The 21,319-nt window shown below is 63.8% G+C and carries 18 protein-coding genes, 1 tRNA gene and 2 pseudogenes; 14 read left to right on the forward strand and 7 right to left on the reverse strand.

Going from position 1 to position 21,319, the window contains the following annotated elements:
- Nucleotides 1-6 precede the first annotated feature (6 nt).
- Nucleotides 7-1,509 carry a succinic semialdehyde dehydrogenase gene (locus tag J5Y21_RS05665; RefSeq protein ID WP_210573578.1) on the forward strand — a complete coding sequence of 501 codons (1,503 nt, stop codon included), beginning with the start codon at nucleotides 7-9 and terminating at the stop codon, nucleotides 1,507-1,509.
- Nucleotides 1,510-1,590: 81 nt separating this feature from the next.
- Here the strand turns inward: J5Y21_RS05665 and J5Y21_RS05670 are convergent, their stop codons facing one another.
- From J5Y21_RS05670 to J5Y21_RS05690, 5 genes and pseudogenes are all read right to left on the reverse strand, one after another.
- Nucleotides 1,591-2,661, reverse strand: coding sequence for an HNH endonuclease signature motif containing protein (locus J5Y21_RS05670; RefSeq protein ID WP_349236953.1), 1,071 nt, complete (start codon nucleotides 2,659-2,661; stop codon nucleotides 1,591-1,593).
- Nucleotides 2,662-2,818: 157 nt separating this feature from the next.
- The gene (locus tag J5Y21_RS05675) at nucleotides 2,819-4,015 is read right to left on the reverse strand and encodes an alpha-amylase family protein (RefSeq protein WP_210573579.1); all 1,197 of its coding nucleotides are present in this window, start codon (nucleotides 4,013-4,015) and stop codon (nucleotides 2,819-2,821) included.
- A 416-nt stretch (nucleotides 4,016-4,431) separates the two neighbouring features.
- Nucleotides 4,432-5,685 (reverse strand): annotated as a pseudogene (locus tag J5Y21_RS05680) (glutaminase); the annotation flags it as partial.
- Between the two features lie 24 nt (nucleotides 5,686-5,709).
- Entirely contained in the window at nucleotides 5,710-6,357 is a 648-nt protein-coding gene (locus J5Y21_RS05685; RefSeq protein WP_210573580.1) for an aquaporin, read from the reverse strand.
- Between the two features lie 84 nt (nucleotides 6,358-6,441).
- A tRNA-Leu gene (locus J5Y21_RS05690) sits at nucleotides 6,442-6,525 on the reverse strand.
- Between the two features lie 161 nt (nucleotides 6,526-6,686).
- Here J5Y21_RS05690 and J5Y21_RS05695 point away from each other — a divergent pair.
- From J5Y21_RS05695 to J5Y21_RS05740, 10 genes are all read left to right on the forward strand, one after another.
- A complete protein-coding gene (locus tag J5Y21_RS05695) occupies nucleotides 6,687-7,496 on the forward strand; it encodes a DUF3662 and FHA domain-containing protein (protein WP_210573581.1) in 810 nt (269 codons plus the stop codon).
- Nucleotides 7,497-7,512: 16 nt separating this feature from the next.
- Nucleotides 7,513-7,971 (forward strand): FHA domain-containing protein, encoded by a 459-nt coding sequence (locus tag J5Y21_RS05700; RefSeq protein ID WP_210573582.1) that lies wholly within the window; start codon nucleotides 7,513-7,515, stop codon nucleotides 7,969-7,971.
- The gene (locus tag J5Y21_RS05705; protein WP_210573583.1) at nucleotides 7,968-9,305 is read left to right on the forward strand and encodes a protein phosphatase 2C domain-containing protein; all 1,338 of its coding nucleotides are present in this window, start codon (nucleotides 7,968-7,970) and stop codon (nucleotides 9,303-9,305) included. The genes J5Y21_RS05700 and J5Y21_RS05705 overlap by 4 nt, the downstream gene beginning before the upstream one ends.
- Complete coding sequence (locus tag J5Y21_RS05710; protein WP_210573584.1) at nucleotides 9,305-10,636, forward strand: FtsW/RodA/SpoVE family cell cycle protein; 1,332 nt, start codon at nucleotides 9,305-9,307, stop codon at nucleotides 10,634-10,636. Before J5Y21_RS05705 ends, J5Y21_RS05710 begins: the two co-directional genes overlap by 1 nt.
- Entirely contained in the window at nucleotides 10,637-12,100 is a 1,464-nt protein-coding gene (locus J5Y21_RS05715; RefSeq protein WP_210573585.1) for a penicillin-binding protein 2, read from the forward strand.
- On the forward strand, nucleotides 12,100-13,587 hold the full coding sequence (locus J5Y21_RS05720) for a serine/threonine-protein kinase (protein WP_210573586.1): 1,488 nt from the start codon (nucleotides 12,100-12,102) through the stop codon (nucleotides 13,585-13,587). Before J5Y21_RS05715 ends, J5Y21_RS05720 begins: the two co-directional genes overlap by 1 nt.
- Nucleotides 13,588-13,608: 21 nt before the next feature.
- Nucleotides 13,609-15,528, forward strand: coding sequence for a Stk1 family PASTA domain-containing Ser/Thr kinase (gene pknB / locus J5Y21_RS05725; RefSeq protein ID WP_210573587.1), 1,920 nt, complete (start codon nucleotides 13,609-13,611; stop codon nucleotides 15,526-15,528).
- Nucleotides 15,529-15,688: 160 nt separating this feature from the next.
- Nucleotides 15,689-15,967: a cell division protein CrgA gene (gene crgA / locus J5Y21_RS05730; protein WP_210573589.1), complete on the forward strand. Its 279-nt coding sequence runs from the start codon at nucleotides 15,689-15,691 to the stop codon at nucleotides 15,965-15,967.
- Between the two features lie 343 nt (nucleotides 15,968-16,310).
- Complete coding sequence (locus tag J5Y21_RS05735) at nucleotides 16,311-16,904, forward strand: hypothetical protein (RefSeq protein ID WP_246874994.1); 594 nt, start codon at nucleotides 16,311-16,313, stop codon at nucleotides 16,902-16,904.
- A gap of 83 nt (nucleotides 16,905-16,987) precedes the next feature.
- The gene (locus tag J5Y21_RS05740) at nucleotides 16,988-17,644 is read left to right on the forward strand and encodes a hypothetical protein (protein ID WP_210573590.1); all 657 of its coding nucleotides are present in this window, start codon (nucleotides 16,988-16,990) and stop codon (nucleotides 17,642-17,644) included.
- A 6-nt stretch (nucleotides 17,645-17,650) separates the two neighbouring features.
- On the opposite strand, the gene J5Y21_RS05745 is transcribed toward J5Y21_RS05740, so the two are convergent.
- Both J5Y21_RS05745 and J5Y21_RS05750 read right to left on the reverse strand, forming a co-directional pair.
- Nucleotides 17,651-18,298, reverse strand: coding sequence for a rhomboid family intramembrane serine protease (locus J5Y21_RS05745; protein ID WP_210573592.1), 648 nt, complete (start codon nucleotides 18,296-18,298; stop codon nucleotides 17,651-17,653).
- Nucleotides 18,299-18,823 carry a peptidylprolyl isomerase gene (locus J5Y21_RS05750; protein WP_210573593.1) on the reverse strand — a complete coding sequence of 175 codons (525 nt, stop codon included), beginning with the start codon at nucleotides 18,821-18,823 and terminating at the stop codon, nucleotides 18,299-18,301.
- A gap of 135 nt (nucleotides 18,824-18,958) precedes the next feature.
- Between J5Y21_RS05750 and J5Y21_RS05755 the strand changes: the two genes are divergently transcribed.
- The 3 genes and pseudogenes from J5Y21_RS05755 (at nucleotide 18,959) to J5Y21_RS05765 (ending at nucleotide 21,304) form a co-directional block, all read left to right on the forward strand.
- On the forward strand, nucleotides 18,959-19,786 hold the full coding sequence (locus J5Y21_RS05755) for a MetQ/NlpA family ABC transporter substrate-binding protein (RefSeq protein ID WP_210573594.1): 828 nt from the start codon (nucleotides 18,959-18,961) through the stop codon (nucleotides 19,784-19,786).
- Nucleotides 19,787-19,800: 14 nt separating this feature from the next.
- A pseudogene (locus J5Y21_RS05760) lies at nucleotides 19,801-20,547 on the forward strand (ATP-binding cassette domain-containing protein); the annotation flags it as partial.
- Nucleotides 20,548-20,617: 70 nt separating this feature from the next.
- Complete coding sequence (locus tag J5Y21_RS05765) at nucleotides 20,618-21,304, forward strand: methionine ABC transporter permease (protein WP_210573596.1); 687 nt, start codon at nucleotides 20,618-20,620, stop codon at nucleotides 21,302-21,304.
- Nucleotides 21,305-21,319: the final 15 nt, after the last annotated feature.

Consider the following 21,319-nt stretch of genomic DNA (forward strand, 5'->3'; position numbering starts at 1 on the left):
GGGACTATGACGACGCTGCTTAACCAGGACAATTCGACCAAAACCATCAAAAACCCTGCTGACGGCACCATCGTCGGCACGACGAACTACCACTGTGCGGAGACCGCCCGCGAGTACATCGAGCGCGCCCGCGCCAAACAGCCCGAATGGGCCGCCACCCCGGTCAAAGAGCGCAAAAAGATCATGCTGCGCTACCACGACCTCGTGCTGAAGCACCAGAAGGAACTGCTCGACCTCATCCAGGACGAGAACGGCAAGAACCGCCGCTCCGCTTTCGAGGAAGTTCTCGACAGCGCGCTGACCGCCCGGCACTACGCATACCGCGCAGGCAAGCTGCTCAAGAGCGAGGGCGCGAAAGTCGCCCTGCCGATCGCGACGAAGACCCGCGTCGAGCATGCGCCCGTCGGCGTTGTCGGCATCATCGCACCATGGAACTACCCGCTCGTGCTCAGCCTTTCCGACGCCATCCCCGCGATCCTCGCCGGCAACACCGTCGTGCTCAAACCCGACTCCTCTACCCCGCTGACCGCGCTGCGCGCCGCTGAACTGTTCGCCGAGGCTGGCCTGCCGAAGGACGTTCTCAACGTCGTGCCCGGCTCCGGCCGCGAAGTCGGGCAGCTGCTCGTGCAAGAAACCGACTACCTGATGTTCACCGGTTCCTCTGCCACCGGCGCGAAACTGGCTGCGCAGGCCGGTGAACGTCTCATCGGATTCTCCGGCGAGCTCGGCGGCAAGAACCCGCTGATCCTCACGGCCGACGCCGATGTGGACAAGGTCGTCAGCGGTGTCCGCCACGCCTGCTTCTCCAACACCGGTCAGCTGTGCATCTCTATTGAGCGCATGTACGTTCATCGCGCCGTGGCTGACAAGTTCATTCCGGCGTTCGTGCGCTGCGTCGAAAAGATGCGTATCGGCGGCGGCCACGACTGGGACATCGACATGGGCTCCCTCATCAACGAAGACCAGGCTGACACCGTCGCTGAATTCGTCGACGACGCCGTGAGCAAGGGTGCGACCGTCGCCACCGGAGGCAAGCGCCTCACCGACCTCGGGCCCGCGTTCTACGCCCCGACCGTTCTCCTCAACGTGCCCGAAGATGCGCGCCTGTACCGCGAAGAAGTCTTCGGTCCAGTCGTCTACATCGAGGTCGTCGACTCCCACGAAGAAGCCATCGCCAAGGCGAACGACACCGAGTACGGATTGAACGCCTCCGTCTTCGGTAAGCCGTCCACCGCCCACGAGATCGCGTCCCAGCTCCAGGCGGGCACCGTGAACATCAATGAAGGCTACGGTGCCGGCTGGTCCTCCATCGGCGCGCCGATGGGCGGCTGGAAGCGTTCCGGTGTCGGGCGCCGCCACGGCGACGGCGGCCTGCTCAAGTACACCGAGTCCCGCACGGTTTCCGAGCAGCGCATCGTTCCCATTGCCGGCCCCGACGGCATCGCCCCCGAGCGGTGGGCACAGGCCCTGACCTTCGCGCTCAAATACGGACGCGACCTCATGCGCTAGTTTTTCAGGCGCGCCGAACTGGCCGTGGACATGCCTGACTCACGCGATGAGCGTGGTCAGACTGTGTCTGCGGCCTTTTCGCTATTTCCCGAACAGTAGGTGCATGGCACCGTATTGGTGTGTCCTGTTCGGTACTGGTGTTCCGCGCGGTGAAACCCATGTCGGTGTCCCATCGCGCACCTGTATTCGACCCCTGCTGTGTCTGTCGGGGTCATCATCGTTGGTGCGGTTGTGATACCTGCACAACACCGACAAGTTGTTCATATTCGTCTGTCCACCGCGGGCCCAGGGTTCGATGTGGTGGACCTCGCAGTTATCAGCAGCATGCCGACAATCCGGCACCGGACACGTCGTCAGTGTTGCTCGGGCGAGGTCGCGTTGTTTCTTATTGGCGAACCGTTTCGTGTTGTACAGGTTCACCGGACCTGCCTGCGGGTGGAACAGTGCCACCTCAAGGTCCTTGGAGTGATGGTGCATCAGGTACTCCGCACCAGTCATCGTCGTGCCATCAGATAGCCCCAGGATGGTGTCATCGCCTTGGCCGCCGAGGATCGAGATGTAATCCGCCAGCGGGATTTGCACCAGCGGGCGTGGGACAGCATCAGCAACAGCACCATCCTTGTGCAGCAGGTCGTGGAATGCCTCGTACATCTGCGGACCCTCAGGACGGTTAGCGTCGAGTTTTTGACGCAGGGCGTACTCAAGGGCGGCGATATCACTCGCATCACCAGTAGCACTAAAAGTGCGTTTGCCTTTCCGCTCCTTGCCGAACCGCACCGCCGACTCAGGGGCAGGCGTGTCTGGTTCGGGGACGATGTCTTTGGCGCGGCGTTTCAACGTCTCGTAGTTCCCACGCACCGACAACAACGCCAGGCGGATCTTCCACTTCTCCTTCTCCGTACCCAACGAACGCACTTGCTGTTCGATGAACAGGATCTGGTCCAACGACTTCCCGGTTTCGCGAGCGATGCGTACCGCGTGGGCTTGCTTGCGGGTGGAGCGGGTGGTGCCGAAGTACACCTCGTGGGCTTTCTCCCACTCGATGTAGGTGGTGGGTTTGACGCCGGCAGCCTGAGCAGCCTGGCGGTCGAAACCGGCCAGGATGTCCATGGGACTGCCGAGTGTTGTTAGAAACGCGTCAAAATCGTTCACAGCACAAACGTTAAACGCCCCGCAACCCGTCGTCTACGAAACGATGTCTACTTCAGTAGACATCGCCTAAACAAGCAGGTCACAGGGCGTGAAAAACGGGCGAAAACCAGGAGGGCGGGGCAGGCGCGGCCTAGTCGACCGGGTTTGAGCAGCGGGCTTAGGGGGTCCACTCGTAGACGGTCTCGGCGGCGGGATCCGCGGAGCGGATGCGGATGCCGGGGGCGGGGGTGAGCCAGGCGTCGATAAGCAATTGCTCGCTGTCGGCGAAGACGCGGTAGCTGATGGTCTCGTTGGTCTTGTCGAGGACCTCGATGTCGGCGCGGGTGAGCCACGGGTTGCGGCGGCGCAGACCGATGAGTGCCTGGTGTTCGCGGAAGATCCACGAGCCGAGGTCGGCAAGCTCGGCGGGGGTCGCGGGCAGGGCTGGGCGGACGGCATCGTCGGCGCTGAAGCCGTCGCCGCGCGTGCCTTCGAAGCCTTGCTCGTCGCCGTAGTAGATGCTGGGCATGCCGGGCAGGGTCATGAGGATCCCTAAGGCGAGGATTTCTTTGTCCTGGCCGACTTTGCTGGCGATGCGGTCGACGTCGTGATTGCCGATGAACGTGTTGGTGAGCAGCTGGGCGGACACGTCGCGGTGGCGGGAAAGGGCGTGGTCGAGCTCCCAGAAGTTGGCGTCGTGAAGCGAACTCCAGATGGCTTTCCACAGTTCGTACTGGGTGACGGCGTCGAGTGTGCCGTCGCCGGCGATCTGGACGTAGTCGCCGTGGATGACTTCGCCGAGGAAGAGCGCGTCGGGGTAGTCCGCGCGGACGCGGGCGAGCACGTCGGACCAGAATTCGGGCGGAACGGAGTACGCGACGTCGAGGCGCCAGCCGGCGATGCCGCGCGCGAGCCAGAATTTCATGATGTCGACGACCATGTCGCGCACGCGTTCGTCGTCGTGGTGGAGCGTGGCCAGCTCGTCGTGCCCCTCCCAGTTCGTGCTTCCAGCAAGGCCCTTATCGACGGCCGCGTGGGTCACCGCCACATGATTGAACACGCCGTCGAGCATCACCTTGATACCGCGCTGCCTGCAGGCGTCCATGAGCCAGTCGAAGTCCTCGTTGGAGCCCAGGCGCGCGTCGATGCGGTAGTGGTCAAGCGTGTCGTAGCCGTGCGCGACGGACTCGAAAATGGGGCCGAGCAGCAGACCGTCGCAGCCGAGTTCGATGAGGTAATCGAGCCAAGGTTCGAGCTGGCGGAGTCGCGGTGCGGCATCTTCGGCGCTGTTGCCGTTGTCGCTGTCGCGGTCCCGGATCGGGGCACCCGTGGCGCCGAGTGGGTAGATATGCCACCAGATCGTGCTGTCCAGCATGATTCCTCCTGCCTGTAGCGGCGTCGACGTGTTCCAACCCGATGTTAGTGTTCTCGCCAAGGTTGAACAGGGGGCACGGCGGCGGCTGCCGGTCGCGCCTACAGCTAGTCTCCCCGGTTGATCAGCGGTTCGAGGCGCTGGCGGATACGTTCGTGCCACCGTTCGGCAGCTTCCTCGAAGTTGGGACGCAGGCCGCGGTGGGTGAGGTGGACGCGGGTGCTGCCGTTTTCGTCTTCGTCGAAGTCGAAGATGAAATCCTCGCCGGTGGGCTCGCTATGGAGAACAACGCGCTGGGCTTCGTCGTCTTGGTCGACGGTGAACTCGCCGGCATCATCGTCCTGCCACCAGTCCTTGGGCTGGGACACGACGCTGAAAGCGTCCTTGCGGGAAGCGGAAACCGTGAAAGAGTCGGTGAAATCCTGGATGGATTCGACGGTGGTGCCGTCGGAAAACTCGTAGTCCGGCATGGCGTTGTCGGGGTCGTAGACAGCGACGTCGAAGCCGTCCTCGCGGAATTGGCGAAGACCTTCCTTGATGATGCGGCGGCCGGCCAAGTTGAACGACGTCACGTGGGAGAAATCGAGGACGAGCTCGTCACCGACGAGGTCGCGCTCCACCAGCTCGTGGAGGATCTGCTCGGCGGCGGTGAAGTTGATCATGCCCTGGAGTTCCGCGACGTGGGTGTCGCCCTCGCGGCGCACCGACCGGATGCCCGGCGCGGAGTAGTAGTGCGAGCCCATCATGTGCAGGCCGAGGGACTTGGAGAGGCGGCGGAAGATCTCCACGCCGCGGACGGAATTGCCCTTCTCGTTCAGGCGCGGGGACAGGGACGCGGCGCCGAGTTGGCCGGGCAGAGTACCGATGAGGCCGCCAGCCACGCCGGATTTCGCGGGGATGCCGACGGTGGACATCCACTTGCCCGAGCCGTCGTACATGCCGGCCGACGCCATGACGGACTGAGTGAGGCGGCAGGCTTCGGAGCTGAGGACTTTCTCGCCGGTGACGGGCTGGACACCGCCGTTGGCGAGGGTCGCAGCCATGACAGCCAGGTCTTTCACGGTGACCATGATGGAGCACTGCCGGATGTAGCTGGTCACTGCGTCGTCGACGTCGTCTTCGATGATGCCGTAGACGCGGAGCATGTGCGCGAGCGCCATATTGCGGTCGGCGGTGTCGAGTTCGGCGGTGATGATCTCTTCGTCGAAACGCAAAGGGCGCCCCGCCAGCTTGGAAAAGACATCCAAGACCATGGCGGAGCGCTCTTCTACTAAGGCGTCGGTGCCGGCGACGAGTTGGTTCACGGCGATGGCCCCGGCGTTGATCATGGGGTTGGTGGGGCGCTTGGTGTCGTCGTCAAGCGAAAGCTCGTTGAAGGCCTCGCCGGACGGCTCCATGCCCACGACGCTGTGAACGTTGTCCACCCCTCCTTGGTCAAGCGCGATCGCGTACACGAACGGCTTGGAGATGGACTGGATGGAGAATTCGTACTCGTCATCCCCTACGGAATAGAGGTTGCCGCTGCGTGTGCACAGCGCGAGCGCGAGCTTGTCGGGGTCTGCGGTGCGCAGCGTCTCGATGTAGTCGGCGTTCTCGCCGTCGGTGATGTCGCGGACTTCGTCGAGGATGGCGCCCAGGTATCCGGGGATGGGGGTTGTCGGCATGCGCGCCAGTGTAATGGCGCAAACGCCGCGAAGTTATGCCTTCAGGTCGTGCTCGTGGTCAGCGGGGCTGAGGACACGGAAGGACAGTGCGGCAAGTGCGGCACCGACGAACGGGGCGAGGACGTAGACCCACAGGTTGGAAAAGTCGAAGTTGCCGTTGACGGACAGGCCGAGAGCGACAGCCGGGTTGAAGCCGCCGCCGGAGATCGGGCCGACGGCGAAAGCGCCGGTCATGACGGTCGCGCCGATGGCGAGGCCGAAGTAGGAATTGCCGTCGTTCGCCTTTGCGGTGGCGACGTTGAGGACGACGAAGACGAGGAAGAAGGTGAAGATCGCCTCGACGATGAAGGCTTCGCCGGTCTGAATCTGGGCTGCTTCCTCGGGCATGGGCAGAGCGGTGCGGCAGATCAGAGCGCCGACGACTGCGCCGAGGGCCTGGGCGACCCAGTAGATGAGCATTTCGGTGGCGGTCATTGCGCCGCGGATCCAGGCACCGAGAGACACAGCGGGGTTGACGTGGCCGCCGGAGATGTGGCCGGTGGCGTAGACGAGGATCATCAGGGCGAAGCCGATGGCGATCGGGGCGAAGTCGCCGGCCTGGGAGACAGCGGCAATGATGGAAAAGACAAACAGGAGGGTGGCCAGGAATTCAGCGCCTGCCTTGCGCGCGATATCGTTCATTGAGTTTTCTTTCAGCAGGTTGACATAGGTATAGCGCAAGACCCGCCGATTAAAGCTTTTGCTTATCGACGGGCCTTGCGTTCGTGCCCGGGGGGGGACTTGAACCCCCACGTTCTTGCGAACACTGGCACCTGAAGCCAGCGCGTCTGCCAATTCCGCCACCCGGGCGGGCGACTAAGTAAACATAGCACGCACCCTCCCAAATCCTCCAAATTCACTGGCAGACGCCAGTTTTCGGCTTTACAGCTATGTTGTGGGAACCAGGAACCCTATACTATCTGTCGAAACATTACTGCTGGGAGTGCACGCATGAGAGGAGGTGTGGGCAGATGGGGCTGATGGACCGGTTGGCTAAAGTCGACAGTTCGCTGCAGCGCGGGCTGGATAACGGCTTCGCCGCTGTCTTCGGTGGACGCGTTGTTCCGGCGGAGCTGGAGGAGCTATTGAAGCAGGAGATGCACGACGGGCTGTTCAACAACGAGTACGACGAGACGATCACGCCGAATGTGTTCGCGATCGGCGTGTCCAGCAAGGACTTGGAAAACTTGTCGCAGGACCCGGACCTGCCCACCAATCTCGCGGGGCAGCTCACCCGTTTCATCCGCAATCAGAACATCGGCTTGTACGGTCCCGTTGTCGTGCGCGTGGCGGAGGAATCCGGTCTGCGGACCGGGCAGCTGCGCGTGTCGTCGTACGTGGACGAGGAGCCGGATGTCGAGAGCGGGTTCGACGCGATTTTGTCCGACCGTTCCCCACACGCCCAGGAGGCACACGCCATGAACCAGCCCCCCGCGATGGCCGCACCTAACGGCCCCGCTGTGAGTCTGCTCCTGTTGGACGGGTCGTCGCGCACGTACCCGGTGCACGAAGGGTCCAATATTCTGGGCCGCTCCAATGACTGTGATTTCCGCCTGCCGGACACGGGAGTGTCCCGCCAGCACGCGGAGATCATCTGGGACGGCACGGCGGCGTTTCTGGTCGACCTGCAATCCACGAACGGCACGACGGTCAATGACCAGCCGGTGGACAACTGGGAACTCGCGGACGGGGACGTGATCACGGTGGGTCACTCGAATATCGAGGTGCGCATCGCGGGCACTCGCCCTTACCCTGGCCCCGACGGCGCGGGTGCGCAGTAAGGTGGCTATCTGACCCATGGATTCTGCATTGATGCTCGGGGCCCGCTTCGGCCTCCTTATTCTTCTGTGGCTGTTCATCTTCGTGGTTCTGGCTGTGCAGCGCCGCGACATCAGATCAGCCGAGGTGGCGCAGCGTCGGACTGCGAGTGTGGCGCCGGCGCCTGCGTCGACGCGCCGCGAAAAGGCTCAGGAGGTCGTCGTGGTGGAAGGCCCGCTGCGCGGCTCCCACATGAATATCTCGACGGTGGAAGACCTGTCGCTGGGCCGCGCCGACGACAACGACTTCGTCCTGGGAGACGATTTCGCTTCTTCGCGCCACGCCCGCTTGTTCCGGCGTGGATCGGACTGGTTCGTGGAAGACTTGGATTCTCGTAACGGCACGTTTGTCGGCGGGATCCGCATCGACCAACCTGAGCGCGTCCAGGTGGGTACCGACATCAAAATGGGGCGCACGATTGTGAGGTTGATGCCATGACGAACCTGAAGCTCAACTTCCACACCGCCTCCGACCGTGGGCTGGTACGCGACAATAACGAGGACTCGGCGTACGCCGGTCCTCACCTGCTGTTGCTCGCTGACGGCATGGGCGGCCACGCCGCTGGTGAAGTCGCCTCGCAACTCATGGTCGAGCATATGCAACACCTCGACCGCGACCCGGAAGACGCCGACACATTGGCGCTGCTCGGCGCGGCTGCCGACGACGCAAACGCCGCGATCTCCGCCTCCATCGAGGAGAACCCGGAGCAAAACGGCATGGGCACCACGCTCACCGCGCTGATGTTCGACGGCGAGAACATGGGGCTCATTCACGTCGGCGACTCCCGCGGCTACCGCCTGCGCGACGGCGAGCTCAGCCAGATCACCGAAGACGACACTTTCGTCCAGTCCCTGGTCAACGAAGGAAAGCTGAAGCCGGAGGACGTGTCCTCCCACCCGCAGAAATCCCTCATTCTCAAGGCGTACACGGGCCGCCCGGTCGAGCCGCATCTGGAATTGCTGCCGGTCAAGGCGGGCGACCGTTTCATGCTGTGCTCCGACGGACTGTCCGACCCCGTCACCCACTCCACGATGGAGTCCATGCTGGCTGAGGACACCCCGGAAGAAGCAGTCACACGACTCATCGAACTGGCGCTGCGTTCCGGCGGCCCGGACAATGTCACGGTGGTCGTGGCCGATGTCGTCGACACGGACGACGCAGACAGCCCTGAGTTGCCCACCGCCCCCGTCATGGCGGGTGCCCTGCTCACTGGCGAAGAGTCGACGCACCCGGACACCGCCGCGGGTCGCGCCGCGAAGCTGATGGGGGCGCAAAGGGGGGACAAGGGGGCGTCGATAAGCAAAAAAGAGGAACCCGCATCCGACGATGAGGAGGATCACCGAGGCCGCGCTCGCTCTGTGTGGCCGTGGGTGATCGGCGTTCTCGCGGTCGCGCTCGTTGGGCTCGGCGGCCTGTGGTGGTTCGATTCCGCGCGCAGCGACACGTATTTCGTGGCTGTCAACGACCGCGATGAATTCGTCATCGAGCAAGGCATGAATACCGCTGTTTTCGGCCGTGACATGCACGAACCCGTCCAGCAGGTGTGCATCAACGACGATAATCAGATCCGTCTCGTCGACACCAACGACGTGCCGGACGACTGCAAAGCCTTCGCGCTGTCCGACCTGCCTGAATCCACGCGGAGCCGCGTGGACAATCTCGGCAGCGGGTCGTACGCGGATATCACGGACCAGCTCAATTCGCTTGCCGACGAAGCCCTGCCCACCTGCGTCGACGCCCCCGATGGCGGCACCTGCCGGGAGGTGAAGTAATGCGCCAGCTATTCTCCCGCGGCCGCGAACTCTTCCTCTTGGTGCTCTCTGCCGCCCTCTTGCTACTCATGCTCGTCGGGCTGGAACTGTCGCAGGGCAACGCTTTGACCGTCGACATGCTGTGGCTCGTCGGCGGCTTCATCGGCGTTTATGCGATCGCGCACGTGGCCATGTGCTACGCCGCGCCGCACGCCGACCAAGTCCTGTTGCCGCTGGCCGCGACCCTGAATGCGCTCGGGTTGGTGATTATCTACCGCCTCGATCTCGCGACGGATTTCGGGCTGGCCCCGCGCCAGATGATGTGGTCGCTGGTGGGCATCTTATTCCTCGTGGCCACGCTGCTTATCGTGCGCGACCACCGGCAGCTCACCCGCTACTCCTACCTGCTCGGACTCCTCGGGCTGGTGCTTCTCGCCCTGCCGCTCGTGTGGCCGCAGCCGCCGGACGCTGAGGCCCGCATCTGGATCTGGCTCGGGCCGTTTTCCATCCAGCCCGGCGAATTCTCCAAGATCCTCCTGCTGCTCTTCTTCGCGCAGCTGTTGGCGCAGAAGCGTTCCCTATTCACCGTTGCCGGTTACCGCTTCCTCGGCTTGACGTTCCCCCGCCTGCGCGACCTCGCGCCGATCCTGATGGTGTGGGCCATCGCCATCGTCATCATGGGCGTGTCCAACGACTTCGGCCCGGCGCTGCTGCTGTTCGCCACCGTCCTCGGCATGGTCTACTTCGCCACCGGGCGCGTCAGCTGGCTCGTCATCGGCCTCGGACTCGTCGCTGTCGGTGGCTTCGCCGTGTACAACGTCTCCTCGAAGATCCAGGACCGCGTCGCGAACTTCCTCGACCCGCTGGCCAACTACGACACCACCGGCTACCAGCCCTCCCAGGCCCTGTTCGGCCTGAGCTGGGGCGGCGTGACCGGCACCGGCCTGGGCTTCGGCCACCCGGAGATGGTGCCCGTCGCCCACGCCGACTACATTCTCGCCGCCATCGGCGAGGAGCTCGGTCTCGTCGGGTTGACGGCGGTGCTCATCATCTTCGCCATCATCATCAGCCGCGGCTTCCGCACCGCACTCGCTGTGCGCGACACCTACGGCAAACTCGTCGCCTCGGGGCTGTCACTGACACTCGCCGTGCAGATCTTCGTGGTTGCCGGCGGCGTCTCCGCGATGCTGCCGATGACGGGTCTGACCACGCCGTTCATGTCCGCCGGCGGTTCCGCCATCATGGCGAACTACATCCTGCTCGGCTTGCTGCTGCGCATCTCCAACAACGCCAACCGGCCAGTGGAAGACACCGAAAACGCTGGCCAACCTGAACTTGTGGGGGTGCGCTAGATGAATACGTCGATACGCTGGGGCGCTTTCGGCTCCATCCTTCTCACTGTCCTGCTGCTCGCGAATCTCACCTGGGTGCAGGGCTTCCACGAGGAGGAATACGCGCGCAACCCGCTCAACTCCCGCAACTTCATCGAAGCCAAGAAGGTCGAGCGCGGCCAGATCAACGCCGGCGGCCAGATCCTCGCCGAGTCCACGCCGGCCGGCGACGGTTTCTTCTCGCGGAGCTACCCGAATATGCCGTATTCCTTCGCGCCGGTCGTCGGCTACCTGTCGGACCGCTACGGCGCCGCTGGCATCGAATCCGGCTTCAACGCCGATCTCAACGGCGAATCCAGCGCGAAGGGCAACCGTTTCTTGCGCACCAGCCAGGACGGCCGCGTCGGTGATTCCGTCGAGCTGACCTTGGACCCGAAGACCCAGGCTGCGGCCTACGACCAGCTGGAGAAAAACGGATACAAGGGCGCGGTGGTGGCGCTGCGTCCGTCGACAGGCGAAGTCCTTGCGATGGCCTCCAACCCGTCGTACGACCCGAACTCCGTCGTCAACGAGGAGACCGCCGAAAAAACATGGGAGCAGCTTAACGACGCCCCCGACCAGCCCCTCCTCAACCACGCCACCCAGGACCAACTGCCGCCCGGCTCGATCTTCAAAATCATCACCACCGCCGCCGGCCTGAAAAACGGCTACACCCCTGACTCCAGGCTCACCGGCGAAGCCGCCATCACCCTGCCCGGCACCGAAGTGCAGCTGACCAACTACGGCGGCCGCCCCTGTGGCGGGTCCACGACCACGCTGGCCAACGCCTTCGCGCTGTCGTGCAATACCGCCTTCGTGCAGATGGCCACCGAACTCGGCGACGGTCCGCTCCGCGAGGCCTCCACCGCCTTCGGCATCGGCGAAAACTACGACCTCGGCCTGCCCAATGCCGCTGGCTCCCTCGGCGACCTCGAGGACCTCGCTGCCGTGGGCATGTCCTCCATCGGCCAGCGCGATGTCACCATGACCGCCCTGCAGGCCGCCGTCATGGCTGCCACCGTCGCCAACGAAGGCCGCCGCATGGAGCCGCACGTGGTCTCCCGCGTGGTCAACCCCGAGATGAAGACCGTCCGAGAGATCCGCCCCCGCCAGGCCGCGGAAGCGCTGAGCAAGGAAGAAGCCGAGACCATCACCGAGCTGATGTTCAAGTCGGAGCGCAACACCTACGGCTACAACGGCAACAGCTTGGCCTCCAAGACCGGCACCGCCGAGCACGGCGAGAACCTTCCCCCGCACGCCTGGTACGTCGCGTTCGACCCCGATAAGGACGTCGCCGTCGCCGTCGTCGTCAAAGACGGCGGCGGGCACGGCGAAGGCGCCACCGGCGGGCAGGTCTCGGCCCCCATCGGCCGCACCATCCTCACCACAGCCCCAGCCCCGAAAGACGACAAGCAGGACGAGAAAACCGCAGGAGGCGCTGAGTAATGCACACCGACAACCGCGCTGAACTCCAGGAGCTCATCGGCCCCGACTACGAACTCCAGTGGATCATCGGCCACGGTGGCATGTCCACCGTCTGGCTCGCCGACGACACCGCCAACGACCGCGAAGTCGCCGTCAAGGTGCTCCGCCCCGAATTCGCCGGCACCGAAGAGTTCCTCACCCGCTTCCGCAATGAAGCCAACGCCGCGAAGGGCATCCACTCCTCCAATGTCGTAGCCACCTACGACTACCGCGAGGTCTCCTCCCGCGAAGGCTTCAACGTCTGCTTCATCGTCATGGAATACATCCGCGGCGAATCCCTGGCAGACCTCATCGCCCGCGAAGGCAAGCTCGACGAGGCAATGGCCCTCGACGTTCTCGAGCAGGCCGCCCACGGCCTCGCCGTGATCCACCAGCTGGGTCTGGTGCACCGCGACATCAAGCCCGGCAACCTCATGATCACCCAGAACGGCAAGGTGAAGATCACCGACTTCGGCATCGCCAAGGCTGCCGCCGCCGTCCCGCTGACCCGCACCGGCATGGTCGTGGGCACCGCGCAGTACGTCTCCCCGGAGCAGGCACAGGGACTCGAGGTCTCCCCCGCTTCCGACGTGTACTCCCTGGCTGTCGTCGGCTACGAGCTGCTCACCGGCCAGCGCCCTTTCACCGGCGATTCCTCCGTGTCCGTCGCGCTTGCGCACGTCTCCAGCGAAGTGCCGCCGATGTCCACCACGATCTCCGCCCCGACGCGCGAGCTCATCGGCATCGCCCTGCGCAAGGATCCGAACACCCGCTTTAACAACGGCGCAGAATTCCAGCACGCCATTGCCGACGCCCGCGACGGCAAGCGCCCGGTCACCACCACGACCAAGCGCGCCGTGCCCGTCGAGCCGCCCCCGCAGGAATCCACCGCGCAGCTCGCCGCCGTCACCGAGGCGACCACCCTGCACCCGGAAACCCCGCTGCAGGAGTCTCCTATCGCGGCGGCGCGCCCGGCGCGGCGCCCCCAGCAGACAGCGCCCGCGCCCAAGAAAGAAAAGTCCGGCAACGGCGCCTTCGGCACCGGTCTCCTCGTCGCCCTCCTAGTCTTGCTTCTCGTCGGCGCGGCGGTGTGGGCTTATACCTCCGGTTTCTTCAAGGAGCTGACCGGCGGCAGCGAAGAGCCCACCACCCCGGTGACCAGCACCACGGCGCCCGAAACTGAGTCTTCCGCCCCGACAGAGACGGTGACCGAGACCCGCACCGCGGAAGAAACGACGACGTCTCGCGAGCGCCCGACGAAATCGTCGCCGTCGACCCTGTACAATTCGCCGGAAACCGAACGGCCGAGCGAGGAACCGACGGAACCGAACGACCGGCCGTCCCGCCAGCCCTCCCAGCCGTCCCGCCCGACGCAGCAGCCACCGGAACCGCCCGCCACGCAGCCGGAGCCGCCGGCTGACGGCGACCCAATTCCCAGCCTGGAGATCCCGGGACTGCCTAATCCGTAAACCACAAAGGACAATCGACACATGACTCTCATCGGCGACCGTTACCAGCTCGGTAACTCCATCGGCACCGGCGGCATGTCCGACGTCTACGTGGCCACGGACACCCTTCTGGGCCGTGAAGTAGCGATCAAAATGCTCAAGATCGACATGGCCCGCGACGAGAATTTCCGCCAGCGCTTCCGCAAGGAGGCCCAGAATTCTGCGCGCCTGAACCACCCGAATATCGTCGCGGTCTACGACACGGGCGAGACGGTCGTGGAGGGCATTTCCATCCCGTACATCGTGATGGAGCACATCAAGGGCCGTGATTTGCGCGCGATCGTGCGCGAGGACGGACCGTTGCGCCCGGAGGAAGCCGCGGCGATGCTGTTCCCGGTGACGCTGGCGTTGCAGGCCAGCCACGATTCCGGGATCATTCACCGCGACGTGAAGCCGGCGAACATCATGGTCACCAGCACCGGCGAGGTGAAGGTGATGGATTTCGGTATCGCGCGTGCGCTGGATGATTCGACGGCGGCGATGACACAGACGTCCGCGGTGATCGGCACGGCGCAATACCTCTCGCCGGAGCAGGCCCGCGGCAAGAACGCCGACGCCCGCAGTGACCTCTACGCGCTGGGCTGCGTGATGTACGAGGCGGTCACGGGCACCCCGCCGTTCGAGGGCGAGACGCCTTTCGCGGTGGCGTACCAGCATGTCCAGGAGGATCCGGAGCCGCCGAGCGCGCGGATCGAGGACTTGACGGAGTCTGAGGCCGTCAATGTCGACGCGGTGATTCTCACGGCGATGGCGAAGCACCCGGCGGACCGCTACCAGTCGGCTCTGGAGATGGCGGATGACTTGGAGCGTCTCGAGCGCGGCGCGGTCACGGAGGCCGGACGCAATCATCTGGCGGAGGCGGAGCTCGAGGACGAGCCGGAGCCTGTCGCCGAGCAGAGCCGTTATGAGCAGCACCGGCGCGAGACGCAGAAGACGGGCAACACGGGCATGAAGATTCTCGCCATTTTGATGGCGGCAGTCATGTTGCTCGGCGGCGGCGCGTTCGCGTTCAACAAGGTGCGCAACGACCGCGCTCAGGAGGCGGCCAAGGACATGGTCTTCGTGCCGAAGGTCGTGGGCAAGAAGCGCGAGGAGGCTGTCCAGGAGCTGGAGAAGCTGGGGCTGCAGGTCACGGTGAATGAGTCGCCGCATCCGGAGGTCCCGCGCGGCGAGGTGCTCAGCACGAACCCGACGGAGGGTTCGCAGCTGCAGAAGGGCACGCCGATCACGGTGACCGTTTCGTCGGGCCGCGAGATCACGGACGTGCCGGATCTCACGGACATGAGCCCGCAGGACGCGGCGGCCGAGCTCGAAAAAGCAGGGCTCAAGCTTGACGACGACATCAAGCGCGAGCACTCCGACACCGTCCCCGAGGGCGTGATCATGTCGCAGCAGCCGGCTGCCGGATCCCAGTTGTCGAAGGGGTCGAAGGTGAGCGTGACCGTCTCCGACGGCCGCGAAAAGGTCAAGGTGCCGTCCCTGGAGGGCATGAACCTCGCTCAGGCGGAGTCTGTCCTGTCGTCTCTGGGCCTGGAGTCCACGACTGTCGAGGTGGATTCCCTGAAGCCGAAGGACGAGGTCCTCGCTGTCGCCGGTAAGGGCGAAGAGGTGGACCGCGGCACCACGATTGAGCTGCGTACCTCCAACGGAATGCTGTTCAAGATGCCGAAGCTCGTGCGCCAGTCCCCGGAACAGGCTGAAGCGACCCTGCGCAAGGAGGGCTGGACCGGAAATCTGAAAACGGAGCATTCGGTGGACACCCCGGATATCAACGACCACGGTCTCATCGCGGGCCAACGACCCGCCGAAGGCGCCGAGGTCCGCAAGGACGCGGACATCACCGTCGATATCTGGAAGAACGCGCTGCGCGACGGCGTGGAGAGCATTCTCCCCAACCCCTAGCGCCGACCGCCACCCAGCAGGTTCCATCTAGGTCCAGTGCGAGCCTGCTGGTAAAGTCACCGCACAGAAGAAACCCGTAGATATACCTCTCCACCCTGCGCCGCCCCACTGGGGGTCTCCACTTCGCGCGCGGAGGAGCACACGATGAAGGACGTGCATCATGCCTAAGGCAAAGGTCACTAAGGACACAGTCAGCACCCCGTCGACCACTACTTCCACCGGTGTCAACCGCACCCCGGTGAAGATCAATACCGGCGGCACCCCGATTTGGTACAAGATCCTGATGTTCGGCTTCATGATCATCGGCCTGCTGTGGCTCGTGGTCAACTACCTCGCCGGCAACCAGATCCCGTTCATGAACGAGCTCGGCCCGTGGAACTATGCCATCGGCTTCGGCGGCTTGGTCATCGGCCTGCTGATGACCATGGGTTGGCGTTAAACCACCCACCCCACCCCACCTCACCGGCGCGCACCGCAATTGACGCGGGCGCCGGTTTTTTCATGCCCGGCTGCCCTGCACTTTGTGGAACGTGTGGATATCGCGGCGTGTTGTTCACGGACTTATCCCCAACTATCCCCAGCCGGAAACCTACAGGAACTTTTCCACAGACCTGTGCACAAAACCGGCGAAGATTTGTGAAAACACCAGTTCAGGGAGATGAATTCCACTTATCCACAGATTGTGCAAAGTGGGACAGAAGTGACTTATGCACAGGTTCATCCACACCCTGTGGATAACTTTTCCGCGCTAATCCCACACTTTCGCACATACACTTCGGGGCATGGCTTCACACGCAATGCTGACCAGTACATTCCCACCGTCCTTCAACCTCTACGAACCTCAAGAACGTCCCAACGACATTTCCCTCATGCTCTGCCACGGCTGGAGCGTCCATGAAATCACCGCGGGGTACGAAGATGACATGGATGGCGACATCAGCGACACAGACCTTCCCGCCCTGATCGAGGAAGTCCGCGCTGAATACGCCCGCCTCATCACCGGCCCCTCCGAAGACGCCCAGCGTATCGACGCTCTCCGTGACGCGCTCTCCCAGCGCGACCTTTCCTTCTCCTTCGACGAGGGCTGGGACAAAGGCGAGGCCGCGGAAGAAGGAGCAGACAAGGCCACTGATGCCGGCCACCGCGGTTACGCCTACTGCACGACCCAGGACGTGGACGGTCTCATTCACAGTGGCGAGCTGCACTTCGGCTTCAGCTCCATGGACAACCCGGGCTCGGATGAGGACGTGGCGATCGGCGAAGCGCTCGTCAGTGCCCTGAAAGAAGTCGGCTTCACCCCTCAGTGGAACGGCACCGCGAACGCCCGCGTGCTCTGCAGCGGCCTCGTTTTCGAGCTTGCCCTCGAGGACGAATAGATGGGTTTCGGCTGTGTCTCAGCCGTATCCCAACCGTGTCTCGGCACCATCGTGTGGTTCACCGCCGATGTAGCCTGAGGTACATGAACCGACGCACCATGTCCTGGATCACAACGAACACCGATCGGCGCGCGTCGTCGCGGACATCTCGCCTCAAGACCGTCCTCGTCGCTGCCGCACTGGTAGCGCCGCTCAGTCTCGCTGGTTGCGGCGGCATCTTCGGTGAGGAGGACACGAACGAATCTGAATCTGGCTCCTCAAGCAGCGAGAGTGGGGAGACGATGGAGATCAGCTCCGGTCCGCTGACGATCGATGTGCCGAAGGACTGGGAGAAGCTCGACACAGACGACGACGTGATCAGAGATCGGTGGGTCGTGGGTGCGATGAGCGAAGATCCAGCCGTGCAGATCCGCATGACCCGCGATACAGGGGAAGCTCCCGAGGCGGACGCGACCAACCAGATTGCGCTCTACGGAAATCTCTTCGCCCAAGACAATGAGATTCAGCCGCGGGGTGTGGAAGACGTCGAGGTGGAGGGCGCGGACGACGCCCAGATCGCCTATTTTGAGTTCATCGACGACGACGGCGACCCGTGGGATGGACTATTCCTCTCGGCTGCGAACCGGGAGACAGGCAATGTGTCGACGCTGGAGATGATGAGCTTGCGCGACTCGGGGCTCTCCCAGGACGAGGCACTGGAGATCGTCGACACAGCTCGCTACGACAAGTCGAAAGAGTAGGCGGAGCTAGGACAGCACCGGCACGGCAACTGCGGCGGCTGCCACTGCGACCGCACCTGCTGCCCCACCCCACCGGACGCGCATGTCCTCCGAGGTCAGCGGTGCCGCCATCAAAGCCCCCGCGATGAGTCCGCCGAGGTGGCCCCAGAGACTCACATTCGGCGTGATCAGCGTGAAAATCAAGTTACCGCCGACCAGGACGAGCGGGGCACGCAGGTCGGCGTGACTGCGAGCGGCGACGGCGACGAGCAGCGCCATCAGGGCGTACAGCGCGCCGGAGGCACCGGCGGTGGGCTGGTCGAAGCCGAAGATGAGCACGGCAGCGGACCCGCCTAGAACACCAGCGAGGTACGCGAGCACGAACGGCCCCGTGCCCACGGCTCGTTCCACTGCCGCACCGACCGCGACGAGCATGAGCACATTGACCGTCAGGTGGGTGATGTCCAAGTGCATGAACCCGGAGGTCACAGCACGGAGCAGACCAAAAGGCTCACCTGCGACAAAAGGGCCCCACAGGACGGTGGAGGTGCCGGCGTGGGAGGACCAGATGACGTCGATAAGCGAATGTGCTTGGAACGCTGCAACGAGGAACGCCCCCACGCACAGCGACGCAATGGTCGCCGTGGCGGGGGCGCCGTAAAGGACGCGCTTCAATTAATCGGAAACGGTGACGGAGTTGATCACGACGTCCTCGACCGGGCGGTCCATGCGGCCGGTCGGCACGTTCGCGATCTCGTCGACGACCTTCTTGGATGCCTCGTCGGTGACCTCGCCGAAGATCGTGTGGCGGTTGTTCAGGTGCGGGGTCTGCGCGACGGTGATGAAGAACTGGGAGCCGTTCGTGCCCGGGCCGGCGTTAGCCATGGCGAGCAGGTACGGGCGGTCGAACTGGAGCTCCGGGTGGAACTCGTCGGCGAACTGGAAGCCCGGGCCGCCGGTGCCGGTGCCGGTCGGGTCGCCGCCCTGGATCATGAAGCCCGGGATGATGCGGTGGAAGATCGCGCCGTCGTAGAACGGGCCCTCGTTGGAGCCGGAGGCGTTCTTCGTGGAGTACTCCTGGGTGCCCTTAGCCAGGCCGGTGATGACCTCGACCGTCTTCGGCGCGTGGTTGCCGAACAGGTCGACGGCGATGTCGCCGTGGTTGGTATGGAAGGTGATCGTCTGTGTCTTCTGAGTCATGCAGTCCAGGATACGCGTCAACTCGGGCGACCGTGCCAGCACCAAGTTAGACAGCTCGGTCTTGTTTAGGCATACCGTACGGTTTAGTATTAGCATTCAGCTACAGCACTTTTAGAAACGTGAAAGGACCACAGAATGTTCAAGAAGATCGCGGCCGCCGTGGCAGCTGGCTCCCTCGTTCTTGGCCTCACCGCATGCGGCTCTAGCGAAAGCACCGATGCGGGCGACGACAAGACCATCCGCGTCGCAACCTCCCCGGGCCCGTACTCTGAGCTCTTCCAGGACGGTGTCGCCCCCATCTTGGAGGAAGAGGGCTACACGGTCGACGTTCAGAACTTCACCGACCTCACCCAGGCCGACACGGCTCTCGCGGAAGGCTCCGCCGACCTCAACGTCGAGCAGCACACCGCGTGGATGAACGTGTTCAACGAGGAAAAGGGAGCCAACCTCGCCTCCATTACCGAAGTTCCGACCGTCCCGGCGGGCCTGTACTCGGAGAAGCACAAGTCTCAGGACGATGTCGCTGACGGCCAGACGGTCGGCGTTCCGCTCGACGGCTCCAATAAGTCGCGCGCACTCCACGTGCTTGTCGACGCTGGCTGGATCACCCTCCGCGACGACGCCGACGAGGCGCTGTTGGCGGAATCGGATATCGCCGAGAACCCGCATAACCTCGAGATCAAGCCGATGGACTCCGCCAACCTGTCGCGCTCCCTCCCGGACCTCGACTGGGCAGTCATCCCGGGCTCGATGAGCTACTCCGCCAAGCTCGACCCGAACCTGCAGGTCTTCCAGGAGGACCTGCGCCCTGAGCTGATCCTCGTCGCGGTCACTACCGAGGATAAGAAGGACGCTCCGTGGGCGAAGGCTGTCGCTGAGGCTTATCGTTCTGACGAGTTCAAGGAGCACTTCGACTCCCAGAACGAGAACGACTACTGGTTCCTGCCCGACTCTCTGAAGTAAGTGAACGGACTTCCATGACTGACGCTGTCGTATTCGACCATGTCGGCAAGGTGTTCCCGACGCGGGATAGTTCCTTCGCCGCCCTCGACGACATCAGTTTCACTGTCCCCGAAGGCAGTGTCACCGGTGTCGTGGGCACCTCGGGTGCCGGCAAATCCACGCTGTTCCGGATGGTGAACGGGCTGGAGACCCCGAGCTCCGGCGCAGTCACCGTGCACGGACAGCAGCCGGCTTCCTTAAGCACGTCCGAGCTGCGTGAGCTCCGCCGGAAAGTCGCCATGGTCTTCCAGAGCGTCAACCTCCTGGAGACGAAGACGGTCGCCGAAAACGTTGCTACGCCGTTGAAGCTGACCAAGACGCCGAAGAGCGAGATCGAACGCCGCACCGCTGAGGTGCTTGAGCTGGTCGGACTCACCGACCGCGCCCAGCACAAGCCGCGGCAGCTCTCCGGTGGCCAGCGTCAGCGCGTGGGCATCGCCCGCGCCCTCGTCACGGAGCCCACAATGCTGCTTTGCGACGAACCGACCTCCGCCCTCGACCCCATCACCACCTCCCAGATCCTCGACCTGCTCCGCAATATCAACGAAGAACTCGGTGTGACGATTTTGATCATCACCCACCAGATCGACATGATTGCCCGCCTGGCCGACAATGTGGCGGTGCTCTCCGAGGGCCGTCTTGTGGAATCCGGCCCCGTGGCACAGGTCTTCGCGGACCCGCAGCACGAACTGACCCAGAAATTCGTGGACACCGTAATCCCGCCCGAACTCGATCCCACCGCGCGCGAGGCTCTCTCCCGCGCACTGGTGAAGAACAGCGAGGTGTAACAGCATGAACCAGCTCAACACGTGGTGGCGCGACACCACCGGCTCCCGCGTCACTCCGGAGATGTACCTCGATTCCTTCGGCGAGACCCTCTACATGGTGGGCATTTCCCTGTTCCTCGGCGCATTATTGGGCATTCCGCTGGCGCTTGCCTTCGTGATCACCCGGCCGGGCGGCTTGAAACCCAACAAGGTCATCTACGGCGTTCTCAATGTGGTCGTGAACATCATCCGTTCGCTGCCGTTCATCATCCTGCTGGTGGCTATTTCGCCGTTCACCCGCGTGATCGCGGGAACCGCCATCGGCACCACCGCGGCGCTCGTCCCGCTGACCTTGTACATTGCCCCGTTCATCGCCCGCCTCATCGAGCAGTCCCTGCTGGAGGTCAACCCCGGCATCACCGAGACTGCTGATTCCATGGGCGCCAGCCTCTTCCAGACCGTCAGGTATTTCCTCCTGCCGGAGGCGAAATCGTCCATCATTCTCGCCGTCACCACGGCAACGATCGGCCTGATCTCCGCCACGGCGATGGCCGGCACGATCGGCGGCGGTGGCGTCGGCGACCTTGCTATCTCGTACGGCTACCAGCAGTTCGACTCGATCGCGATGCTCACGACGGTGGTGCTCCTGATCATCATCGTTCAGGCCATCCAGTCCGTGGGCAACACGCTCGCCCGTCGCGCACGGGCATAACGAGACTAAGGGGTC

The sequence above is a fragment of the Corynebacterium sp. Marseille-P3884 genome (genome assembly GCF_017942225.1).
GTDB lineage: Bacteria > Actinomycetota > Actinomycetes > Mycobacteriales > Mycobacteriaceae > Corynebacterium.

What these genes read in the sequence shown, in the direction of transcription:
- J5Y21_RS05665 (WP_210573578.1), top strand. Translation starts at nt 7, where the DNA reads ATGACGACGCTGCTTAACCAGGACAATTCGACCAAAACCATCAAAAAC.
- J5Y21_RS05675 (WP_210573579.1), bottom strand. Translation starts at nt 4,015, where the DNA reads ATGCTGGACAGCACGATCTGGTGGCATATCTACCCACTCGGCGCCACG.
- J5Y21_RS05685 (WP_210573580.1), bottom strand. Translation starts at nt 6,357, where the DNA reads ATGAACGATATCGCGCGCAAGGCAGGCGCTGAATTCCTGGCCACCCTC.
- J5Y21_RS05695 (WP_210573581.1), top strand. Translation starts at nt 6,687, where the DNA reads ATGGGGCTGATGGACCGGTTGGCTAAAGTCGACAGTTCGCTGCAGCGC.
- J5Y21_RS05700 (WP_210573582.1), top strand. Translation starts at nt 7,513, where the DNA reads ATGGATTCTGCATTGATGCTCGGGGCCCGCTTCGGCCTCCTTATTCTT.
- J5Y21_RS05705 (WP_210573583.1), top strand. Translation starts at nt 7,968, where the DNA reads ATGACGAACCTGAAGCTCAACTTCCACACCGCCTCCGACCGTGGGCTG.
- J5Y21_RS05710 (WP_210573584.1), top strand. Translation starts at nt 9,305, where the DNA reads ATGCGCCAGCTATTCTCCCGCGGCCGCGAACTCTTCCTCTTGGTGCTC.
- J5Y21_RS05715 (WP_210573585.1), top strand. Translation starts at nt 10,637, where the DNA reads ATGAATACGTCGATACGCTGGGGCGCTTTCGGCTCCATCCTTCTCACT.
- J5Y21_RS05720 (WP_210573586.1), top strand. Translation starts at nt 12,100, where the DNA reads ATGCACACCGACAACCGCGCTGAACTCCAGGAGCTCATCGGCCCCGAC.
- pknB (WP_210573587.1), top strand. Translation starts at nt 13,609, where the DNA reads ATGACTCTCATCGGCGACCGTTACCAGCTCGGTAACTCCATCGGCACC.
- crgA (WP_210573589.1), top strand. Translation starts at nt 15,689, where the DNA reads ATGCCTAAGGCAAAGGTCACTAAGGACACAGTCAGCACCCCGTCGACC.
- J5Y21_RS05735 (WP_246874994.1), top strand. Translation starts at nt 16,311, where the DNA reads ATGGCTTCACACGCAATGCTGACCAGTACATTCCCACCGTCCTTCAAC.
- J5Y21_RS05740 (WP_210573590.1), top strand. Translation starts at nt 16,988, where the DNA reads ATGAACCGACGCACCATGTCCTGGATCACAACGAACACCGATCGGCGC.
- J5Y21_RS05750 (WP_210573593.1), bottom strand. Translation starts at nt 18,823, where the DNA reads ATGACTCAGAAGACACAGACGATCACCTTCCATACCAACCACGGCGAC.
- J5Y21_RS05755 (WP_210573594.1), top strand. Translation starts at nt 18,959, where the DNA reads ATGTTCAAGAAGATCGCGGCCGCCGTGGCAGCTGGCTCCCTCGTTCTT.
- J5Y21_RS05765 (WP_210573596.1), top strand. Translation starts at nt 20,618, where the DNA reads ATGAACCAGCTCAACACGTGGTGGCGCGACACCACCGGCTCCCGCGTC.